Source organism: Flavobacterium artemisiae, assembly GCF_042678225.1.
GTDB classification, from domain to species: Bacteria; Bacteroidota; Bacteroidia; order Flavobacteriales; family Flavobacteriaceae; genus Flavobacterium; species Flavobacterium artemisiae.
The window spans coordinates 447,291-465,569 of the sequence record NZ_JBHUDZ010000007.1; the positions used below are offsets into that span (position 1 = coordinate 447,291).

Consider the following 18,279-nt stretch of genomic DNA (forward strand, 5'->3'; position numbering starts at 1 on the left):
CTCAAACCAAGTACAAACACCTGATTTAAAAGCCAAGATTTTTTTGCCACAAAAGCACGAGGAAACTAAGTTTTGTATGGTGTGCGGGACTCGAACCCGCAGTCTCTTGCGCCTAGCAAGTATTCTTCCAGTTGAACTATCACCTCATTTTTTTTTTGCCACGAAGGCACTAAGTTTTTTTGTTTTAATCTCGCAAAGACGCTGAGTCGCAAAGGTTTTACTTAAAGATCTCATTAAGCGTATAGTTTGTCATTTCGACGGAGGAGAAATCTTCGCGAGTAGCTCTACAAAGATTGGATATTCGTTACGGAGTTACTTGCGAAGATTTCTCGTTCCTCGAAATGACAAATATTACGGGTATTACTTTGCGATCATTTGCGAAACCTTTGTGAACTTTGCGGTTAAATATCTTTGTCGAATCCCGCGTGTGATTTCTCCTCCGTCGAAATGACAAATAGTACATGTATTACTTTGCGGTTAAATGACTTTGCCACGAAGGCACTAAGGCACTAAGTTTTTTCATGAACCTCTACACCTTTGATACTTTGAACCTTGAAAAAAAAGGTGTGCAAGGACTCGAACCCGCAACCGCCCCTTTGGTGGGGGTGCTCTTCCAATTGAGCTAACACCTTTTTAGCTGTATTTTTTTGCCACGAAGGCCCTAAGGCATAAATTTTTTTCCCCTCTGAACCTCTTTACCTTTGAAACTTTGAACCTTAAAAAACAAAGGTGTACAGGGACTCGAACCCGCAACCTCCAGATTAGCAATCTGGCGCTCTTCCAATTGAGCTAACACCTTTTTAGGGCAGCTGGGATTTGAACCCAAAACAACTACAGTGGCAGCAGCAAATTTTTCCAGTTAAACTACTACCCTAATTTTTTACCAAGCCGAAACTTTATAGTTTTTAAGCAAGACCCCAAATATACTCTTTCCGTTGATTCCTAGAAATATTGGATCAAAAATTCTGCTTGCCCCGTCTACAGAATCTAATGGAGGCACATATCCTTCTTCAAATTGTTTCTTTCGAAGACTCTCTTTAGCTCCTGTCGAAATCCAACCTACATCTACGCTGGTCATGTAAATCGAATCTTCTGCAAATTCCTTGGCCGATGTCAGCGTCATCATATTTAAAGCCGCTTTTGTCATATTGGTATGCGGATGAAAAATCGTTTTGTTGGTGTAACTAAAAATGCCTTCAGACGATGTTACATTGACAATAAAACGTTCTTTAAAATCCGAATTTAGAAACAACGGTTTGAGTTCTTTTATCAAAAAATAAGGCGCAATCTGATTGATCAAATTTACCTCAACCAATTCGTACATGCTGATTTCCTCTAAAGTCGAATTCCAGCTTGTTTTATCACGATTGTCTACAGGCTGTCCAAAACGTGAAAGTGCTATTTCTGTCTTTTCTTCAATTCCATATTCTAATGCTTTCACTTCTGCTGCGACTGGAGTTTTATTGGCAATTAGTTTTTTATTTAGCGAAAATTGACTTAGCAGTTTTTCTTCCTTTCGAATTAAAGGCTGATAATATTCATCTGTATATTTAATAGTCTGCGCTGCATTATTAATCAAAATATCTAAGCTCTCAAATTTGGATTTGTAAAACGACACAAACTCATTTATGGCATTTAAATTCCTTAAATCCAGACCGTAAATTATCAAATTGTCTTTCCATTGCTCGAAGTCATTTTCTTGCTTAAACTGTTCTAAAGCAAGCGCAGGAAAACGAGTGGTAAGCACAACATTGGCATTATTCCGTAAAAGTTTTAAAGCGGTCGCAAAACCTACTTTTACGCGTCCGCCTGTAAGGATTACATTTCGTCCTTTTAAATCAATGTTTTGAAAACGTTTTTCATAATTTTCTTCGGCACATTCTGGACAAAGTCTGGTGTAAAAACTATGCGCTAATTTATAAGAACGATTGCAAGCGTAGCAGTTTTTAGGCAAATGCAATTCGGTAAACTGCTGTTCATCTGGATTTTCTTTTTCAGCAAACAAAGTTTCTCCGTTCAATGCTTTTGAAACCAAAGTCGCATTCAAACTGACTTGAAGATCTTCTTGCTTTTTAGAAGAATAACTCACGCTGCGCAAATTCTTTTTAGCATTTTTATGAATTTTGGTAATCAAACCCGCAAACAAATCATTGTCTGGATTTTCAAACGGATCATCTTTCAGCGCTTGTAAAACCTTAATGCAAGTTTGCCATTCTTCTGTACTAAAAATATATTTCTTTTCTGTTTTCATTTTTTACTCTTCTAAAAAATCTTCTAAAAATCCGATGAACTGTTTCCCGTCTGCAGACCATCTTAAGCCTTGGCCGTTTTCTATTCTTGCTTCGTACACCAAACCATGTTTGAAATGATAAAATACATTCCACCAAGTTTTATATCCTATTATGTAATAAATTAATTTCTCGGCCGACAATCGTTTTTGTTCTCGATTTCCTTTTATTTCTCCCAAAATACTTGTTGCATTTCTGCCCGCGTGTTTTTCCCAAGCCCGCACCGCAACCGAAATCTCTTTGTTATAAGGCTCAAAACAGCTTTTGATGAGAAATTCTCTCGGAGGCGGAATCCCGGTTTCGTCGCGTCTGCTGGCAGAAGTTAAACGCTGCCCTAAAATAAGAAGCAGGATTTCGAAAGGTGTTTCTTCAAACATTTTGATAAGATTGTGTCTCAATTGATCCGATTGGTTTTCAAAACTTTCTAAAACTGCTTCAAAATAAAACATTTTATCTTGTAATGTTACTACAATTTCGTCTTTAAAATAAGGCTTTCTGACCCATTCTGTTTGCTGCGAAAAATAAAAACGAAGCATATGCTCAAAAACAGCAAGATGTTCGTCTATCAAAAAAAGCGCGTATTTCTCTCTCCATTCTAGATTTAAATCTGGAATTACGGCTTTTATTTCGTTTAAGAGATTTTGTTTCATTTTTATTCAAGGCAAATTACAGTTTCTTTTACACTCATTTGCGACAGTATATATTTCATTAAATTGAAATTAGCAAAAGCGTTATCTAAAATCCAAGCGTCTGAAGTTACTACTATGTAATTACTTTCAGCTGCTATTTTATCAGGATTGTTTACTAATTGCACTTCCCAATTGAAATTATTATTCAAAGCAATTTCTTCAATCCTTTGCTTTAATTTACCGCTGTTTGAAACGGGTTTATCAAATAGCCAAAGTGCCTTTTTAATTTTTTCTTTTCTAAAAAAAACACCAATCAATTCTATAGCTTCAGACGTTTGTTGTACTTTTTTATAAGTTCCGTACACACTTGACAAATCTCGTATAAAACCATCTTGCCCTTTAAAAACATAGGCATTAGATAAAATACTTTCTAGTAAAATCAGAACATTAAATCCGTCAAAACAAATCTCTTTTCCTTCCAGATCCTGACTTTCGATTTCTTTTGCTTTTCTGTCATCAATCTGTTTTTGTGAAGCGCTCATGCCACGAACCGCCTGTTGCTGACGCGCATTTAATCTATAACGGTTTCCAACTAAAGCTAATGTTGATTTTTCGCCATAACCTCGGCTTAAAAAATAATGCATATCGGTTACGGCTTCTTTTAGTTTGAACTGCATTTTCTCAGTTCCAAACAAAGCGTCGTCGCTGGCTTCTTTTCCTCGGTTTTTAAGATTTGTCATTGATCAAACTTTTATGTTTCAATTGAGTCTTAAATATTTTAATTTAATGGATTATTTTTTAACCACCATATAGCCTTTTCAATAACTTTTTGTTCAATATTGCTGATGTTAACTCCTCTATACCAATAGTCAGGATCATATTTCATATCTAGCCAAATTTCACTAAGAACACCAAAATCAAGTTCTTCATCTGGATGTGTTTTTCGACCATCTCCATCACAGAATATTGAAGCATAGAATGAATTTGTTTCCACATCTTCTCCTTTTATAACTCTATTAAAATGATATCGTGCATAACATATTTTCGCTTCATCTCCTTCCTTTTCTTTTAAATTCAATTCTAAAAAAGTACGCTTTAAATAAGGCATAATTTCATCAGGATTAATAGGTTTATAAAAAGTAGCTAAGGTATAAAGAGCTTCATTCTCACATCCTAAATTGATTAATTGTATTGCCCAATCTTCAATTGAATCAAAATCAATAAAGTCAATAAAATCAAATCGTTGCATAAATTTAATTGACAATACATAATCTGTGAGTATCTTGAAATCTTCATTTCCTTGTTCCATTACTGTTTTTTCTGTAAATCTATACAAACTTTTAAAATCTTAAATCCCAAAAAAGCCTTTAGCATTTCTAGTCGTTTCCTCCGCAACTTTATCCAAAGCAATTCCTTTAAACTGTGATATTGTTCCCGCTACATAAGGCAGAAAAGACGGTTCGCATCGTCGTTCGTGGTATTTCTTCAAAAGACTGTTGGGGACGTTTTTAGGAAGCATAAACGGCGCATCGGTTTCGATCATCATTTTGTCGAGCGGTACGTACTGAATAACTTCTTTTAAATGACTGAAACGTTTGGCATCTGAAATCGCTCCCGTAAAACCTAGAAAAAATCCGTTATCGAGATAGGTTTTGGCTTCTTGCAGGCTTCCTGTAAAACAATGCACAACGCCTTTTGGCAGTTTTGGCAGATAGTCTTTTGTGATATTCATAAAAGAACTAAAAGCGGCTCTTTCGTGCAAAAACAAAGGTTTCTGAACTTCAATCGCCAGTTCTAACTGCGCTCTATAACATTCTTCTTGTTTGTTTCGCGGCGAAAAGTCGCGGTCAAAATCGAGTCCGCACTCGCCGACCGAAATGACGTGTTTCTGTTCTAATAATTTTCGAAGCTTCGAAATACTCTGATTGTCAAAACTCTTCGCATCATGCGGATGTATTCCAGCCGTAGCAAATAATACGCCTGGATATTGCTTCGCAATTTTTGCAGATTCTTCGCTGTTTCGCACGCTTGTGCCAGTTAGAATCATTTTTGTTACGTCGGCATCTACCGCGTCTTGTACAACATCGTCTATGTCGTTGTGGAATTGTTTATTGGTTAAATTAATTCCGATATCTATATATGTTTTCATTTCTTTTTAGTTACAAAGGTTCAAAGGTGCAGAGGCACAAAGTTTTTTTATTTTGGAGTTGATTATTATTTTAATACGCTCGCAAAGGCGCTAGGACGCAAAGTTTTTGTTTCACGCAGATTTAAAAAGATTTAAGCGGATCGGCGCAGATTATTTTAAATAAAATTTAATTAAATCTGCTAGAATCTGCCGAATCTGCGTGAAACAAATTTGGGTATAGTTTGTCATTTTGCGAAAAACCTTTGCCCCTTTGAACCTCTGCCCCTTTGAACCTCAATTAATAAATTATCTGATTCTTAAACTCTGCCTGAATTACTTTTCCGTAAATAATCTTCGTCCAGCCGTTTTCGAATCCGTGATTGTTGGCTATCAAAAAGCCTTTGTTGGCATCTGTTTTTATGATTTTGTGGGCGTCTATATATCTTCCTTTTACTTTGCAAAAGACGATGTCGCCTATTTTATAATTCTCACTTTTCTCGAAAGTCAGCAGACTTCCGTTTTTTAAGATCGGGAGCATCGAATCTCCAAATGCTTTCATCTTTCCATTTCCGACTGTTTCTAATTCTGCTTTCAGTCGCTCATATTTGTTCATTTTTTTTGTTTAAGTTACAAAGGCTCAGAGGGACAGAGGGGCAAAGGTTTTTTCTCTCTGTTGCCTTAAAATTATTTTTGTTTTTTTTCCGCGACGGTGCTAGGGCGAAAAGTTTTTTTGTTTCACGCAGATTTAAAAAGATTTAAGCAGATTTCGCAGATTATTTATAAAAATCTAAGCAAATCTGCCCGAATCTGCCGAATCTGCGTGAAACAAAAAAACCTTTGAACCTCTGCCCCTCTAAACCTTTGCGCCTCAAAAACTAAAAATCACCTGAAAACACGTTAACTTCAATTCATTCCTCCAATTTTCCGCGAAGACGCTAGGATGCAAAGTTTTTGTTTCACGCAGATTTTAAAATGATTTAAGCAGATTTCGCAGATTATTAAAAAAAATCTAAGCAAATCTGCTAGAATCTGCCGAATCTGCGTGAAACAACATTTAGAGGAAAGAAACCCCGAGCGACAGCGAGAAAACCTCTGTCCCTCTGAACCTCTGAACCTTTGCCCCTCAAAAACTAAAAATCTCCGTAATACACCTGAAAACACGGTAACTTCAATTCATTTCTCCAAGTATCAACTACTTGATTTCTATCGTCTAACACAAATTCTACAAAGTATTTATCTTTTATAGACTCGTTATAGATTTCGGTTTTAATGATGGAATCTTTTCGGCTGTCTTTGGTTTTACGCATGATTAAATCATCGTATTCGATTTCGTGTGTTTGAAGGAATTTCAACGTTGGCTCTTTATATCGGTCTTCTCTTCCGGAAACCAATAGTATTTTGTACCCCAATTTCTTGTAGTTTTTCAATACGTTTGCTACCGGATTATTCAATTCGTCTTCGTCACATTTGCTGGCGTCAAACGGGTTTCTTCCGTTCATTAAAGCCAATGTCCCGTCAAGATCGCAGATAATTGCTTTTGGCAAATCTGGATTTTGATCGCAGTATTCCAAGTTTTTTTCGACTTTTCTGATGGGTTTAAAATCAAAATTTTCTTTTGTTTTCTGCAACTGGTAAAACATGTTTTCAATCACTTTTTTAGGCACTTTTCGATCTCTTTTGTCATTTCTGATAAAAAGATCTTCAAGCGGTAAATCAAATACTTTGAATTCGATATTTGCCATTTCAGAAAACTCGGCTATGGGCTGTTTTATATAATCCAGCTTTACGTTACAAGTATCCAAAAGCACGTTCCAACCATTTGAAAGCAGGGTTTTGATCTGCACATTTATGATCTTAGAAATCATACTTTCTACAGCATTATCCATCACTTCCTGAAATTGCGAAAAACGGATTTCGTCACGACTTATTCGCATCGTTTTCGCCTCGGTACGCACTTTCCATTCGGCAAACGTACTTTTTCCCGATGCTGGGCAACCTACTAATATCGTTAATGTTGGTATCTTTTTCATGTCTATAATCGTATTATAATCTTGGATCTAATGTTTTTTCAATTTCTTCGTTATTGATTCTTTTCAAAAGCAATAAACGCATCAAATAGTTTTCTTCTTCTAAATCTTTGTACGGAATCTGAAGCATTTTTTGGTTGATTTCCCAGCCGTTTATAGATTGCTCGAGCTTCTTTTTTATGTTTCTCTTGTCTAAATAATGGTCAAAATCCTGATGAAAATTAACGCCGTAAATCATCGTCAAATAATTGTTGTTTCTGACTTTAAAACAAGGCGGCAGGTTTTTGATGTAATTCTGCGCTGGTTTAATCATAATACCTTCTTCGTTGGCTTCTGTCAGCTTTTCGAAAAAAGAATAAATTTCTTTTAGGTTTTCTTCTTGGTTAGCATCTGTAATTTCTAAATGCAAAAATGCATCGTCATTTACCAATCCGTAAGTCAAATTACTATTCGGAATCGATTCTTCTCCAGAAACCCCAACCACTTTTAAAATCGTAAAAGGTTTAAAATGTACATCGCCTTCGTTACCAAAAGTATCAATCTGATTTTTAAACACTTCTAATGATTCTTGCTGTTTGTCTAAATCTGGAATTTTAACCGAATTCAAAGCTTCATACTGACGCACAATATGCGTTTTATGTTTACTGGCGAATTCTTTTCTGCTCAAATTCTTTTTGTCTGAAAGATATTCGGAAAACAGCGTATCTTTTTTGACACTTTCTAATTTTTCGAGCAATCCAGAAGTTTTCAAATAATCGTTATGCGTCTGCAAAGCATCATAATAACCTGTAAACTCTTTCTCTATTAATCCTGCTCCCAAAACTTTCCAAGGCAGTAACTCTGACGCAATTAGAATCGTATCGAAATTAGGAAACGTTAAAAGCATTTTTGCGTGCAATTCCTTCAAGCTGTTTATTGCTTTTTCTACATCAATATGATCCATTTTGAAACCATTTCTAGAAACAAAATAGGTTTCTTCAAGATTTCTTTTAAGGTAAATGGTGCAGTACGAACCCATGTATTTTTTCTGAACCACAAATTCGGTAACACCTTTTGCTCTATAATAATTTACAGCTTCTTCGATGCTTTCTATTTCGTTTTTGGCTTTGCTTTTTGGCGCCGGAGATATCGTTGGTGAAAAATCATTGATCTTACTTTTGCAAAACCATTCTATTCTATTTCTAACTTTATGATCTAACATTTTTTTTACTTTTTTTGAATGATTACTGCACTTGTCGGATAAATGCCTTTTACACAATCGCCTACTCCATGAAATGTTTTTTGATTTGGAAAAATTTCATCAATCAAATCTCTAAACTCACTATTTGATAATTCAAAATCATGATCATCATGTCTAAATTCTTCTGTCAATTCATAATTTACATTAAAATCTTTGTCTGGCGTTGTTACAAATAATGTCGTGAAATTTGTATTGTCACGAATCCAGATTAGTAACGCTTTTGCTTCTTCTAATGAATTGTGTTCTATAACTTCACTTAAAATGATCTGCCCTTCAAAATCTTTAAGTTCTGCAGTATTTTCAATCCAAAATAAATTTTCTGCTCTTTGAGTTTCCTGAATTTTGTCGGCAATATGTTTAAAATCAACCTCATCATAAGCATAATATTCTTTCTCGAATCCTTTTTTGTTCAATAGCTTAAAGTATTGCAATTCACCGCAGCCAAAGTCTAAAATGGGTTCATCAAAATTGATTTTACTGCAAATAAATTCTTTTCTAGACTGATGTGTATCGGTAAAAACAAACTGAACTTGGTTATCAAAATACGCTTCCAATTGTGGTTTAAATTTCTCAAACTGAATCGGCGAACGCATTATTCTCTTGATAAAAAGATAAAACACGAAATACGGAATCCCTGTAAGATTGGTAAACATTGTAATATGCTTCTGGATAAAATAATCGTCTATAAACGTGTAAACCGCATATTTGTTAGTGAAATGCGTAAACAACGCCACAAGCGAAAATTTTTGAACCGCTTCTCTTACTGTTGCTCCTTCTATCGTTAATTCGAAATTATTCCCGATTTTATGTTGTAACGAAATTCCATCAATATATTTAGACAAAAGATATTTGCCGTTTTTGTACCAATTAGTATCAATAAAAAAAGTTGGAACTTCTATAGTACATTTCTCGGTATCAACTTCATTATAACTTTTTTCTAACCAAGAAATTACCGTTTCGTTTAATACTTCATTCTCTTTGTACAAGTGGTTAAAAAATTCCGTCATCATGTTTAAAGCCAATAACGGACTGCAGTAACTTTGAAAATCGATTTGATTTCCTTCTTCTGGCAGGTAACTTTTTTTACCATCTAGAAAAACGCAGTGATACTCATTTTCATTGATTACGTTTCCAATTACGATTCCGTCTTTCAATTCTTTCAAATAAAGACCTTTATCCGTATTTGGATTTTTGTAAAGAATATCTAAAAAGTATTTATTGTCCGATTTAAGTTTTATAATCATGGCTTTTGTTTTGCTTTCACAAATATTGTTTTATAACTGCGCAGTTATTTTTCGCAGTTGTTGTTTTTTTAATTTAAGTTGAATGTAACGCAGATGAAACGGATTTGCTTTCGCAAAGACGCGAAAAAAAACGGATTTTTAAATTAAAATAATTCTTCTTCTCTATTAAACGGTTTTTCAAACGCCGGACGAATGAGTTTCCAAATTATCTCCGAATAATCTCTTTCGTCTAGCATTGCAAATAAAACACCTGAATGTTTACAAGTTAAGAAGTACAAAGCAGTTTCTTTCCGAGTTTCCAATACTTTAAAATCTAATTTACATTGATTTTCAATTGCTTTATAATTATTTTCTAGATCGTTTCTGGTTTGTTTGACCCAGGCGAAAAATTCATCAGGAACACGCTCCAGAATTTCATCAAAAGGCTGGTTGTTTTTCAGATATTCCCAAATGTTGAGATTGGAAACTTGAGTGATGATCCGATGTAAACGAAAATATTCGTCGAACTTAATTTTTACCCGAAAGTTATTGGCATATTTAATAATGAAACCTTCTTTATTATCAATGTTCAACTCTTTTAAAAGTGAAATATCATTGATTCCGTCGTATTTTTCAACCAAAGGAAAACCGATGTTTTCAAGTGGAAATTCTTCTCCAGTTTGTGTATCAATAATGGCCAGCAAAACCAATTCTTCATTCGCACCGTAATCCAAAACGATTCGGTTTTCTGGATAAATAATTTCGAACAAATACGTTTTTGATTGATCTAAAAGCGACCATGAATCTTTATATTTTCCGTGAAGCATTTCATTGGCTTTATCCGATTGTTCGCTGGAAAATGAGCCCCGGCTTGCCATAAAAGGCACATCATTTACCCAATACAAAATACCAAGCGAACCGTCCATTTTGTCATAGACTTCAAAAGTTGTTTTTGGCAGAATTTGATTTTCTACTTCACCCAAATTAAAAAACTTAGCGAATGGCCTTGCGACAACATTTCTGTTTTCGTCCAAAATAAGACCGCGACAGCTCAGTGTAACTTCGTTCCAAATTCTCTCAAATTGAGCATTTTGTGTATAGTTATAAATATACAAATCATGTTCAGGGTGTTTGTTTACTCTGACATAGTTTTTTGAAATCATTTCGTTTAAAAGTGCTGTATTCATGTGTTCTAATCTTTCTTTAAGAGACAAAGTTGCAAAGACACATAGAAACAAAGTTTTTTTCATCTATTATAAAACTTTGTCCCTTTGCCAGTCTGAGCCTTTGTCACTCTATCCTAATCTTTAAAGCAAAGATTCAAAAACTGCTGCGCAGTTATTTTGCGTAGTTAAAAATTGTTTATTTCTTCTTATTTATATTCTGAAAGTTTTGTCATTTGAGGCATTCTGTTTTTTAGTATTTCGACAAATTTCAAAAGATATTGCTGTAAGTTTTCAGTATCAGTATTCTCTTCCCGAAACAGATAGTTTTTTAACTCTGGAAAACTTTCTGCAATTTGACTTTTAGTATAAACTTCTTTCCCTGCATCAAGTAAAATTGATTGTCCTAATTGAAAAGCTATTGATTTTAAAACATCCTGATAATTTGTATTTTTTCCGAAAGAAGAAATTTGGTTTAGATCTACTGTTTCTAAAACTTGAATCTTTTCTTTCAGTTCTCCTCTTAAAGCATTTTTTACCGCAACACGATATTCTGTTTTACTTAAAAATGACAAAATCATTCGGGTGCTCCTCAAAAATTTCAAATCAATATCTCTTTTCAAAAGTTTATTTATTTGATTGCTATATTGTTGTTGATGAAAACCGTAAGTATAAAATAAGGAATTGTTTAATTCATCTGTCGTTCCTTTATACACTTCGATTAAATGACCATTTCGACAGACAGCAAGATTGGCATTAATTACTTTTTCAGGAAAATCTGCGGCTACAGAATTGGTAAGTTCTTTTGCCAATGAAAGTTTTTCTGCTATCGTTTTAGGCATTTCTTCAATAAAGAAAACCAAATCAACATCAAGCGAATTTTCGGAACCAAATATTTGATAGATTGGTTTCATATTTAGTAATTATAACTTCTACAAAAATCATTCTTTAAATACTCTTTTAAGTTATTTCCATATACAATTATATCGCCACCCCAAACTGAAATAACCGGAGAAAGATATTTGTTTTCAAAAACGACAAGTACTCTATGGCTATAAATTGGTATGTAACCCACAATTTTAGAAACATCAAATCCAGCTTCAATTAAAGCTTCTTCAGCATACATCTTATATGTATCTATGTCTTCAACAAGGTATTTCGATTTCTCAATATCTCTTGGATATTGGTAAAAAAAATTATCAAATTCTACTTCTTCTTCTCCATCTGGATCCACTGAAATTTCTTCAGTATCTAGTCCTCCAATAAGCAAAAGCATTTCTCTGTAATCCCAAGGAAAATCAAATCCAAATAATATCTGTAATTCATCAATTTGTTTTCTGCTAATTCCTTTCAAAAATTTAGTATTTGGTTGTATTTGAAATCCCCAAACATCATCTCTGATTTCTATTCTTTTAAACTTTTTTTCAGCTTTGTATTTAATATCTTTGATTGTTAGCATATTTCAATTTTAAAAGTAAAAAACCACGAACTCATTTAAGAATCCGTGGCTTAAAATTAATCTATTAATAATTGTGTCATCGCAGCAGCGTTCATTGCCCATTGCGCGTTGTACACCTCATCAGCATTTTCATCATCAGTAATTGTCAAGTTTTGAGCTTCCGCTTTAAGCTGTAACAATTTACCAATATTCAATTTACTGTTTAGTTTTGCCAATAAAGCCTGAACTCCTTTAAAATCCAAACCTTGTACAACCTGACCTCCGAAAGTCATCTCTAACCAAACGATTTCTCGTTTTGCTACATCCAACACTCCAAAAACCAAACCTTTGGCAACATTCTGCGTCACACGAACTTGGTGATCTACACACGACGGATCGTACGCCACACCTGTTCGTTCCGAAATTTTCATCGGATATTTGCTGTTCATCCAACCTACAACCAAATTTGGCGTTATACTTCCGTTGCTGTACGCATTGCAGGTAAAAGTCACAAATTTTGCATCGGCTTTCGCCAATTCGTCGATGTTGATGTTGATGTATTCAGCAGTTCCAATTTTATTCGGAATACTTCTGATATCACCACTATGCTGACATCCCGTTGTAGTTAATCGGCTGAAAGAACAGATATCTGAACGTGTTTCATATGCGATATGACAGCTTAAATCCATATCCAAGTGCTGTGCTGGTAAATCTTTACCCCATTGCATAAACAATCGAACTTCGTTACCTTCAATTGGAAAACGTGTTCCCATTAAAGCAACTGGCAGATCTTGAACCGTATCGCTTCTATCACCAATCGAAACTGGCATATTGTACAATTGCGGATCGATATAGATCGTTTTGTTTGGGTTTGAAACCGACGCAAATCGTTTCTTCATTGCCAAAATACACAAATCTTCAACTTTAGCTTTCATGTCGTTTAACATAAAATCTTCGTACAAATTCAACAATGCATTTGGTGCAACACGTTTGTTATTTCCTCCCAAAGGTTTTACACTTCGTTGTATGTTTTTATCAAAATAGTTCTGTGCGTACATATTCAAAGTAAAAATCAATCTCGCCGGAACTTTATCGATAATCTCAGAAAAATGCGCCACAGTTTCTTCTGCACCAAACCAAAGCATATTCGAAAATAATGAACGTGCAAACAAACCTGGACGCTGTTTTAACAACGCAAATGTTTTATCGGCATCAAATTTCAATCTTGACGAATTCACTTTGCTTTGCCAAACATCATAAACTTGGTTGTAGAATACATCCATTAAAAAATTCAATTTTTCAAATCCTTTTCTTTTGCTGTATTCTGCCAAACGCAAGGCGCGGATAAAACGAACCCACATTCCTCTTTTCGGATGCATAGTTTCGCACATAGCTTCTACATCCATTTCCATATTATTCAACCAAGACGCGACCATTAAACATTCTTTTCGAGAATACTTAAGTTTCAAATCTTTTTGAGCTGCAATTCTAGCCTGCACACTTGTATCCAAAACACCATAAAAATGCTGACCGTTTTTAGACGCTCTTTTTACAATCGTTTTTGGCTCGATAATCTGCAGCATTCCGGTATTTTTATACCATAAATAACGTAAGATATCTGTTGGTGTTTTCAAAAATTGAGATGCCTGATCTTCATTACCGTTTTCAATCAAAAGATCAATCACCAGCATCAAAGTTTCCTTCATTGCAATGTCTGTTTTTGGCAGCGGCAAGTATTTTAAAGCTACTTTTAAACTATCAACCTGAGTTGCGTCTAAAGCTGTTTTAGATTGTAATAATGAAATATAGAAGTCTTGTAACTCTTTTTCAGTCCACAATTCAAGGACTTTCAATTTGCTTCCTTGACCGATATTTTCCAATTTACCAAATTCAAACGGAGTTCCGCAAAACGGACAACCGTTGTATCTTTCTAACGGAAAAGTATTATCTGGGATCATATGACCACATTGCAAAGTTGTTCCGTTTTTAGTTTTAAAAACGTTTGCAAACAATGTCAGGATATGATCTACCACATTTTCTCCAGTTGGAATATTCCATTCTTTCACCAATGGCGTCCAGTTTTTATCGGTTCCTAGAATTTCTCTTAAAACTTCTAAAACCTCGATTTTATATTTTGGGTTTACGTTGTTTAAAGCATGAAGCAATGACTCAGAAAAGGTGAATCCCAATTTTGAAACATTGGCTAACAAAACGGATGTTGTTCCTGATAAATTTTTAACCTCATTCGTAATCATTTCTGATGGAATGAAAATAGCATTTTGGCGTAAACTGATTTTTAATAATTCTTTTGTTTTCATTTTTTTTAGTTTTTATAAATTTAGATAATGGCGTTTCTGAGTTCTACCTAAAAGAGTTTTGAAGTAAGAAACACTTGACCTGAAATTGAGTGTAATTGATGAACTGTTTTATCTGGTGGGTTTCCCCGAGAAGTAAGTTAATCTTGACCCTCGATATTTTTATTAATGATGATTTTAAAACTTGCTGGACTCGAACCAGAAAAACCAATTTCTAGAAGTAAGTTTCAATTGACCATTAATAGTAAAGCAGATGGGATTCGAACCCATAACCCCAGGGTCCCCGATTGAAGTAAGTTTAGATTGACCTTCAATGAGATAATTTCGAAACTAATATGACCTGTGCTCTATCCGTTGAGCTACTGCTTCAGATTTTAATAAAGAGATAATTGTTTAAGTGTGTACGTGGAAGGTGTTTTCGAAGTAACTTAAACTTGACCTGCTCTATTTAATTTTATTTGTAAGAACGTGTTGTTTTATTTCTTGAACAAAGATTTCAAAACTCCTGCGCAGTTATTTTGCGCAGTAAAAAATTTTATTCAAATTGTGGAGCAGACGGGATTCGAACCCGCGACCTGGACATTAAAAGTGTGAGAAGTAAATTCTGATTGACCTTTTAAGGTAATTTCAAAATTACCTGCTCTACCTCTGAGCTACTGCCCCAATTTATAATATGAGTTTAAAAGGTAATGGAATAAGTTTGTACATTGGAAAGTGTTTTCGAAGTAACTCAGACTTGACCTATTTAGACTCTATTTTTATTTCTATGAACGTTTGTTTTTTATTTCTGAACAAAGATTTCAAAACTAGTGCGCGGTTATTTTGCGTAGTGAAAATTTGTTTTTCCTTTTTTAGAAATTCTGTTTGTTTTATTTCTTGAGCAAAGATTTCAAAATCACTACGCAATTATTTTGCGCAGTAAAAAAAGAATTTTAAATTTGAGAAAAAAAGTCCCAGAGGGACGGTATATTTATAGCTTTTTTTTCGATGTATCCGAAGAGCCCCAGTGGGGTGACATATTTATATATTGATCAACATAAATGCTGAAGTGTCGCTCCGATGGAGCTTTTACAACCGTGGTTTATGAATTAGCTATAAATATTTAGCTCTTTCAGAGCTTCTGTAATTTGAAATATATTGATCTATACATATTTTGATCTGCTGGAGCTTTTATAACCGTTGTGTATAAATTTGCTATAAATATTATTTAGCTCTTCCAGAGCTTTCTTCTATGCACGAATGTAATTAGCTATAAATATTGCGCTTCTCCGAGGCTCTATTCAATACAAAGATTAATATGGATTTAAAAAAAATCTACACCGATTTACTGCTGAATATTGGTTTTGAAGATAAGGAAATTCAGCAAAACTGGACTGAATTACAAAAAGCATATTCCAAGAAATCGAGATATTATCATAATTTGACGCATTTAGAAGAAATGATCGAATTATTTGATCAATATAAAACTCAACTTCAAAAACCAGATGAAATTCTTTTTAGCATTTTCTATCACGACATTATATATAAGGTAACGCGAAAAGACAACGAACTCAAAAGTGCCGAACATGCAGTAAAGGTTTTAGATCAAAATTCGGTTCTTGATAAAGATCTCATTTTTGAGGCGATTTGCGCTACACAATTGCATCAGCATAATAAAATTGAAGATATTAATTGGCTGATTGATTTTGATTTAAAAATCAATCAGCCAAAGAATGGGAGGATTATCAAATCTATTTTGAACAAATTAGAAAAGAATATCGTCTTTATCCCGACTTACTCTACAAACCCGGGCGTGCAAAAGCTTTGAAACATTTTCTGGAATACGAATTTATTTTTCAAACGGATGAGTTTCAGAATTTATATGAAGAGAAAGCTCGGGCAAATATTGAAAAAGAAATTTCATTATTAACGTAATTCCGTTGTTAAACCCGACATATTTTAAAAACCTGTCGGATTTTGAACACAAAGTATATATGTAGAGACGCACTGCAGTGCGTCTAACGTTGTGGATATCCGTTGCGTAGACGCACTACAATGCGTCTCTACAATTCAAACCGAAAAAAAACACAAACAGTATGTCACAAAACAAAAACGCCTTAATTCGCTACAAAACCATCGATAAATGTCTGCAGAATAAATACAGACAGTGGACATTGGAAGATTTGATCGAATGCTGTTCTCAGGCTTTAGAAGAATATGAGGGCAGACAAATTCCGATCAGCAAACGAACGATTCAGATGGATATTCAGATGATGCGCAGTGAAAAACTGGGTTATAATGCTCCAATCGTAGTGTACGATAAAAAGTATTATAAGTATGACGACGAAGATTTTTCGATAACCGATATTCCGCTGACGGAAACCGATATGAATGTTTTGACCGAAACCGTTTCGATGCTCAAACAATTCAAAGATTTCTCTTTATTCAGCGATGTATCGGATATTCTGCAGCGTTTGGAAGATAAAATCTATTCTGAAAAATCGAATACACAGCCCGTAATCTATTTGGACAAAAATGAAAAGCTGAAAGGATTACATTTTTTAGATGAAATTTATCAGGCGATTATCAAAAAAGTAGTACTGGTAATAACCTATAAATCTTTTAAATCCCGAGAAGAGAATAAGTTTCATTTTCATCCATTTATTTTAAAAGAGTTTAATAACCGCTGGTTTCTTATCGGAAAGAAAAAAGGTTCTCAGCCCATTACCAATTTAGCATTGGATAGAATTATTGCTATTGATTACGATTTTAATCTCAATTATCTAGAAGAAAAATTTGATGCTGAATCGTATTATAAGAATATTATTGGTGTAACTGTTAATTCGGGTCTTCAGCCGCGAAAAATCGAATTGTGGATTGATGCTGTCAATGCGCCTTATGTAACTACAAAACCTTTACATGCTTCACAACGTCTCATCAAGGAAAATGAAGATGGCAGCATACTCATTCACCTTTTTCTAATTCCAAATTATGAAATGGAACGTTTACTATTAGGCTTTGGCTGTGGATTGGAAGTTTTGAAACCAGAATACCTTCGAAACAGAATGAAAAAGATCTTAGACGAAGCTATTTCTAAATACCAAGAACCAAATATTACTGAAATAAATGCATGATTTTTTGAATAATTCAGAATTAAAACCAAAATAAATATCACAAAGAGATTTTTGCTAAAGTTAAATTGTTAAAATCCAAAAAAAGAATAGTATATTTCAAAATAAATAAACCACAAAACCCTCGAAATCAAAGGGATTTTTTAACTAACCAAAAATTTATCAAAAAATTATATGCATGCATAGTATTTTTTGATTATATTTGAAATCGATATAGTTACCTATGAAAGACAAAACGATAGATTATATTTTGAGAGCAACATGGCAGGCTGTTTCTAGAATGTATAATGAAGAGGCTGCAAAATACGATGCTACAATGGCAACAGGATTTGCTCTGTTAAGTATTGATAAGGAAGAAGGTACGCCATCAACCGCTTTAGGTCCAAGAATGGGTATGGAAGCTACGAGCTTAACAAGAACATTAAAATCAATGGAAGACAAAGGTTTGATTGTTCGCAAAAAAAATCCGAGCGACGGAAGAGGTGTTTTGATCTATCTGACCGAATTTGGAAAAGAAAAAAGAGAACTGTCTAAAAACACCGTTTTAAAATTTAACGAAACGGTTAGAAAACACGTATCAGACGAAAAATTAAATCATTTTATTGAGGTTTCTGAAATCATTAATGAATTGATTCACGATAAAAACATTTTTAATCAAACAGAAAATACAGATAAAGAATAATCAAAAACTATTCTAATTCTAACAAAAAACAAACAA

At 34.1% G+C, this 18,279-nt stretch carries 16 protein-coding genes and 6 tRNA genes; 3 read left to right on the forward strand and 19 right to left on the reverse strand.

Translation table 11 applies throughout. The features are described from left to right. Positions 1-77 precede the first annotated feature (77 nt). The 19 genes from ACFSC2_RS07080 to ACFSC2_RS07170 form a co-directional block, all read right to left on the reverse strand. A tRNA-Pro gene (locus ACFSC2_RS07080) sits at positions 78-146 on the reverse strand. 414 nt (positions 147-560) lie between these two features. Beyond that, positions 561-632: transfer RNA gene (locus tag ACFSC2_RS07085), tRNA-OTHER, on the reverse strand. Between the two features lie 93 nt (positions 633-725). Continuing rightward, positions 726-799, reverse strand: a tRNA-Ser gene (locus tag ACFSC2_RS07090). A 2-nt stretch (positions 800-801) separates the two neighbouring features. After that, a tRNA-Trp gene (locus ACFSC2_RS07095) sits at positions 802-874 on the reverse strand. Between the two features lie 6 nt (positions 875-880). Then, positions 881-2,251, reverse strand: a complete 1,371-nt coding sequence (locus ACFSC2_RS07100; protein WP_379816695.1) for an SDR family NAD(P)-dependent oxidoreductase — start codon at positions 2,249-2,251, stop codon at positions 881-883. A 3-nt stretch (positions 2,252-2,254) separates the two neighbouring features. Continuing rightward, complete coding sequence (locus ACFSC2_RS07105) at positions 2,255-2,938, reverse strand: hypothetical protein (RefSeq protein WP_379816696.1); 684 nt, start codon at positions 2,936-2,938, stop codon at positions 2,255-2,257. A 2-nt stretch (positions 2,939-2,940) separates the two neighbouring features. Beyond that, positions 2,941-3,657: a DUF434 domain-containing protein gene (locus ACFSC2_RS07110; RefSeq protein WP_379816697.1), complete on the reverse strand. Its 717-nt coding sequence runs from the start codon at positions 3,655-3,657 to the stop codon at positions 2,941-2,943. A gap of 38 nt (positions 3,658-3,695) precedes the next feature. After that, positions 3,696-4,226: a hypothetical protein gene (locus ACFSC2_RS07115; RefSeq protein ID WP_379816698.1), complete on the reverse strand. Its 531-nt coding sequence runs from the start codon at positions 4,224-4,226 to the stop codon at positions 3,696-3,698. Between the two features lie 39 nt (positions 4,227-4,265). Continuing rightward, a complete protein-coding gene (locus ACFSC2_RS07120) occupies positions 4,266-5,066 on the reverse strand; it encodes a TatD family hydrolase (RefSeq protein ID WP_379816699.1) in 801 nt (266 codons plus the stop codon). Positions 5,067-5,343: 277 nt separating this feature from the next. Beyond that, positions 5,344-5,658, reverse strand: a complete 315-nt coding sequence (locus tag ACFSC2_RS07125; protein ID WP_379816700.1) for a S24 family peptidase — start codon at positions 5,656-5,658, stop codon at positions 5,344-5,346. Between the two features lie 517 nt (positions 5,659-6,175). Continuing rightward, positions 6,176-7,075 carry a phosphatase domain-containing protein gene (locus ACFSC2_RS07130; RefSeq protein ID WP_379816701.1) on the reverse strand — a complete coding sequence of 300 codons (900 nt, stop codon included), beginning with the start codon at positions 7,073-7,075 and terminating at the stop codon, positions 6,176-6,178. Between the two features lie 13 nt (positions 7,076-7,088). Continuing rightward, entirely contained in the window at positions 7,089-8,273 is a 1,185-nt protein-coding gene (locus ACFSC2_RS07135; protein WP_379816702.1) for a DNA ligase-like domain-containing protein, read from the reverse strand. A gap of 5 nt (positions 8,274-8,278) precedes the next feature. Next, a complete protein-coding gene (locus ACFSC2_RS07140; RefSeq protein WP_379816703.1) occupies positions 8,279-9,556 on the reverse strand; it encodes a methyltransferase domain-containing protein in 1,278 nt (425 codons plus the stop codon). Positions 9,557-9,699: 143 nt separating this feature from the next. Continuing rightward, positions 9,700-10,722: an RNA ligase gene (locus tag ACFSC2_RS07145; RefSeq protein ID WP_379818600.1), complete on the reverse strand. Its 1,023-nt coding sequence runs from the start codon at positions 10,720-10,722 to the stop codon at positions 9,700-9,702. Between the two features lie 185 nt (positions 10,723-10,907). Next, positions 10,908-11,612, reverse strand: coding sequence for a hypothetical protein (locus ACFSC2_RS07150; protein ID WP_379816705.1), 705 nt, complete (start codon positions 11,610-11,612; stop codon positions 10,908-10,910). A 2-nt stretch (positions 11,613-11,614) separates the two neighbouring features. Next, complete coding sequence (locus ACFSC2_RS07155) at positions 11,615-12,157, reverse strand: hypothetical protein (RefSeq protein ID WP_379816706.1); 543 nt, start codon at positions 12,155-12,157, stop codon at positions 11,615-11,617. Positions 12,158-12,213: 56 nt separating this feature from the next. Then, complete coding sequence (locus ACFSC2_RS07160) at positions 12,214-14,454, reverse strand: hypothetical protein (protein WP_379816707.1); 2,241 nt, start codon at positions 14,452-14,454, stop codon at positions 12,214-12,216. Between the two features lie 242 nt (positions 14,455-14,696). Beyond that, positions 14,697-14,820, reverse strand: a tRNA-OTHER gene (locus tag ACFSC2_RS07165). Between the two features lie 178 nt (positions 14,821-14,998). Next, a tRNA-OTHER gene (locus ACFSC2_RS07170) sits at positions 14,999-15,114 on the reverse strand. 634 nt (positions 15,115-15,748) lie between these two features. Between ACFSC2_RS07170 and ACFSC2_RS07175 the strand changes: the two genes are divergently transcribed. From ACFSC2_RS07175 to ACFSC2_RS07185, 3 genes are all read left to right on the forward strand, one after another. Further along, on the forward strand, positions 15,749-16,258 hold the full coding sequence (locus ACFSC2_RS07175; protein WP_379816708.1) for an HD domain-containing protein: 510 nt from the start codon (positions 15,749-15,751) through the stop codon (positions 16,256-16,258). A 268-nt stretch (positions 16,259-16,526) separates the two neighbouring features. Then, entirely contained in the window at positions 16,527-17,564 is a 1,038-nt protein-coding gene (locus ACFSC2_RS07180; protein WP_379816709.1) for a helix-turn-helix transcriptional regulator, read from the forward strand. 220 nt (positions 17,565-17,784) lie between these two features. Further along, positions 17,785-18,243 carry a MarR family winged helix-turn-helix transcriptional regulator gene (locus ACFSC2_RS07185; RefSeq protein WP_379816710.1) on the forward strand — a complete coding sequence of 153 codons (459 nt, stop codon included), beginning with the start codon at positions 17,785-17,787 and terminating at the stop codon, positions 18,241-18,243. Positions 18,244-18,279: the final 36 nt, after the last annotated feature.

Coding starts and splice junctions, on each gene's coding strand:
- ACFSC2_RS07180 (WP_379816709.1), top strand. CDS start 16,527: ATGTCACAAAACAAAAACGCCTTAATTCGCTACAAAACCATCGATAAA.
- ACFSC2_RS07120 (WP_379816699.1), bottom strand. CDS start 5,066: ATGAAAACATATATAGATATCGGAATTAATTTAACCAATAAACAATTC.
- ACFSC2_RS07145 (WP_379818600.1), bottom strand. CDS start 10,722: ATGAATACAGCACTTTTAAACGAAATGATTTCAAAAAACTATGTCAGA.
- ACFSC2_RS07110 (WP_379816697.1), bottom strand. CDS start 3,657: ATGACAAATCTTAAAAACCGAGGAAAAGAAGCCAGCGACGACGCTTTG.
- ACFSC2_RS07100 (WP_379816695.1), bottom strand. CDS start 2,251: ATGAAAACAGAAAAGAAATATATTTTTAGTACAGAAGAATGGCAAACT.
- ACFSC2_RS07175 (WP_379816708.1), top strand. CDS start 15,749: ATGGATTTAAAAAAAATCTACACCGATTTACTGCTGAATATTGGTTTT.
- ACFSC2_RS07125 (WP_379816700.1), bottom strand. CDS start 5,658: ATGAACAAATATGAGCGACTGAAAGCAGAATTAGAAACAGTCGGAAAT.
- ACFSC2_RS07130 (WP_379816701.1), bottom strand. CDS start 7,075: ATGAAAAAGATACCAACATTAACGATATTAGTAGGTTGCCCAGCATCG.
- ACFSC2_RS07150 (WP_379816705.1), bottom strand. CDS start 11,612: ATGAAACCAATCTATCAAATATTTGGTTCCGAAAATTCGCTTGATGTT.
- ACFSC2_RS07140 (WP_379816703.1), bottom strand. CDS start 9,556: ATGATTATAAAACTTAAATCGGACAATAAATACTTTTTAGATATTCTT.
- ACFSC2_RS07155 (WP_379816706.1), bottom strand. CDS start 12,157: ATGCTAACAATCAAAGATATTAAATACAAAGCTGAAAAAAAGTTTAAA.
- ACFSC2_RS07115 (WP_379816698.1), bottom strand. CDS start 4,226: ATGGAACAAGGAAATGAAGATTTCAAGATACTCACAGATTATGTATTG.
- ACFSC2_RS07185 (WP_379816710.1), top strand. CDS start 17,785: ATGAAAGACAAAACGATAGATTATATTTTGAGAGCAACATGGCAGGCT.
- ACFSC2_RS07135 (WP_379816702.1), bottom strand. CDS start 8,273: ATGTTAGATCATAAAGTTAGAAATAGAATAGAATGGTTTTGCAAAAGT.
- ACFSC2_RS07160 (WP_379816707.1), bottom strand. CDS start 14,454: ATGAAAACAAAAGAATTATTAAAAATCAGTTTACGCCAAAATGCTATT.
- ACFSC2_RS07105 (WP_379816696.1), bottom strand. CDS start 2,938: ATGAAACAAAATCTCTTAAACGAAATAAAAGCCGTAATTCCAGATTTA.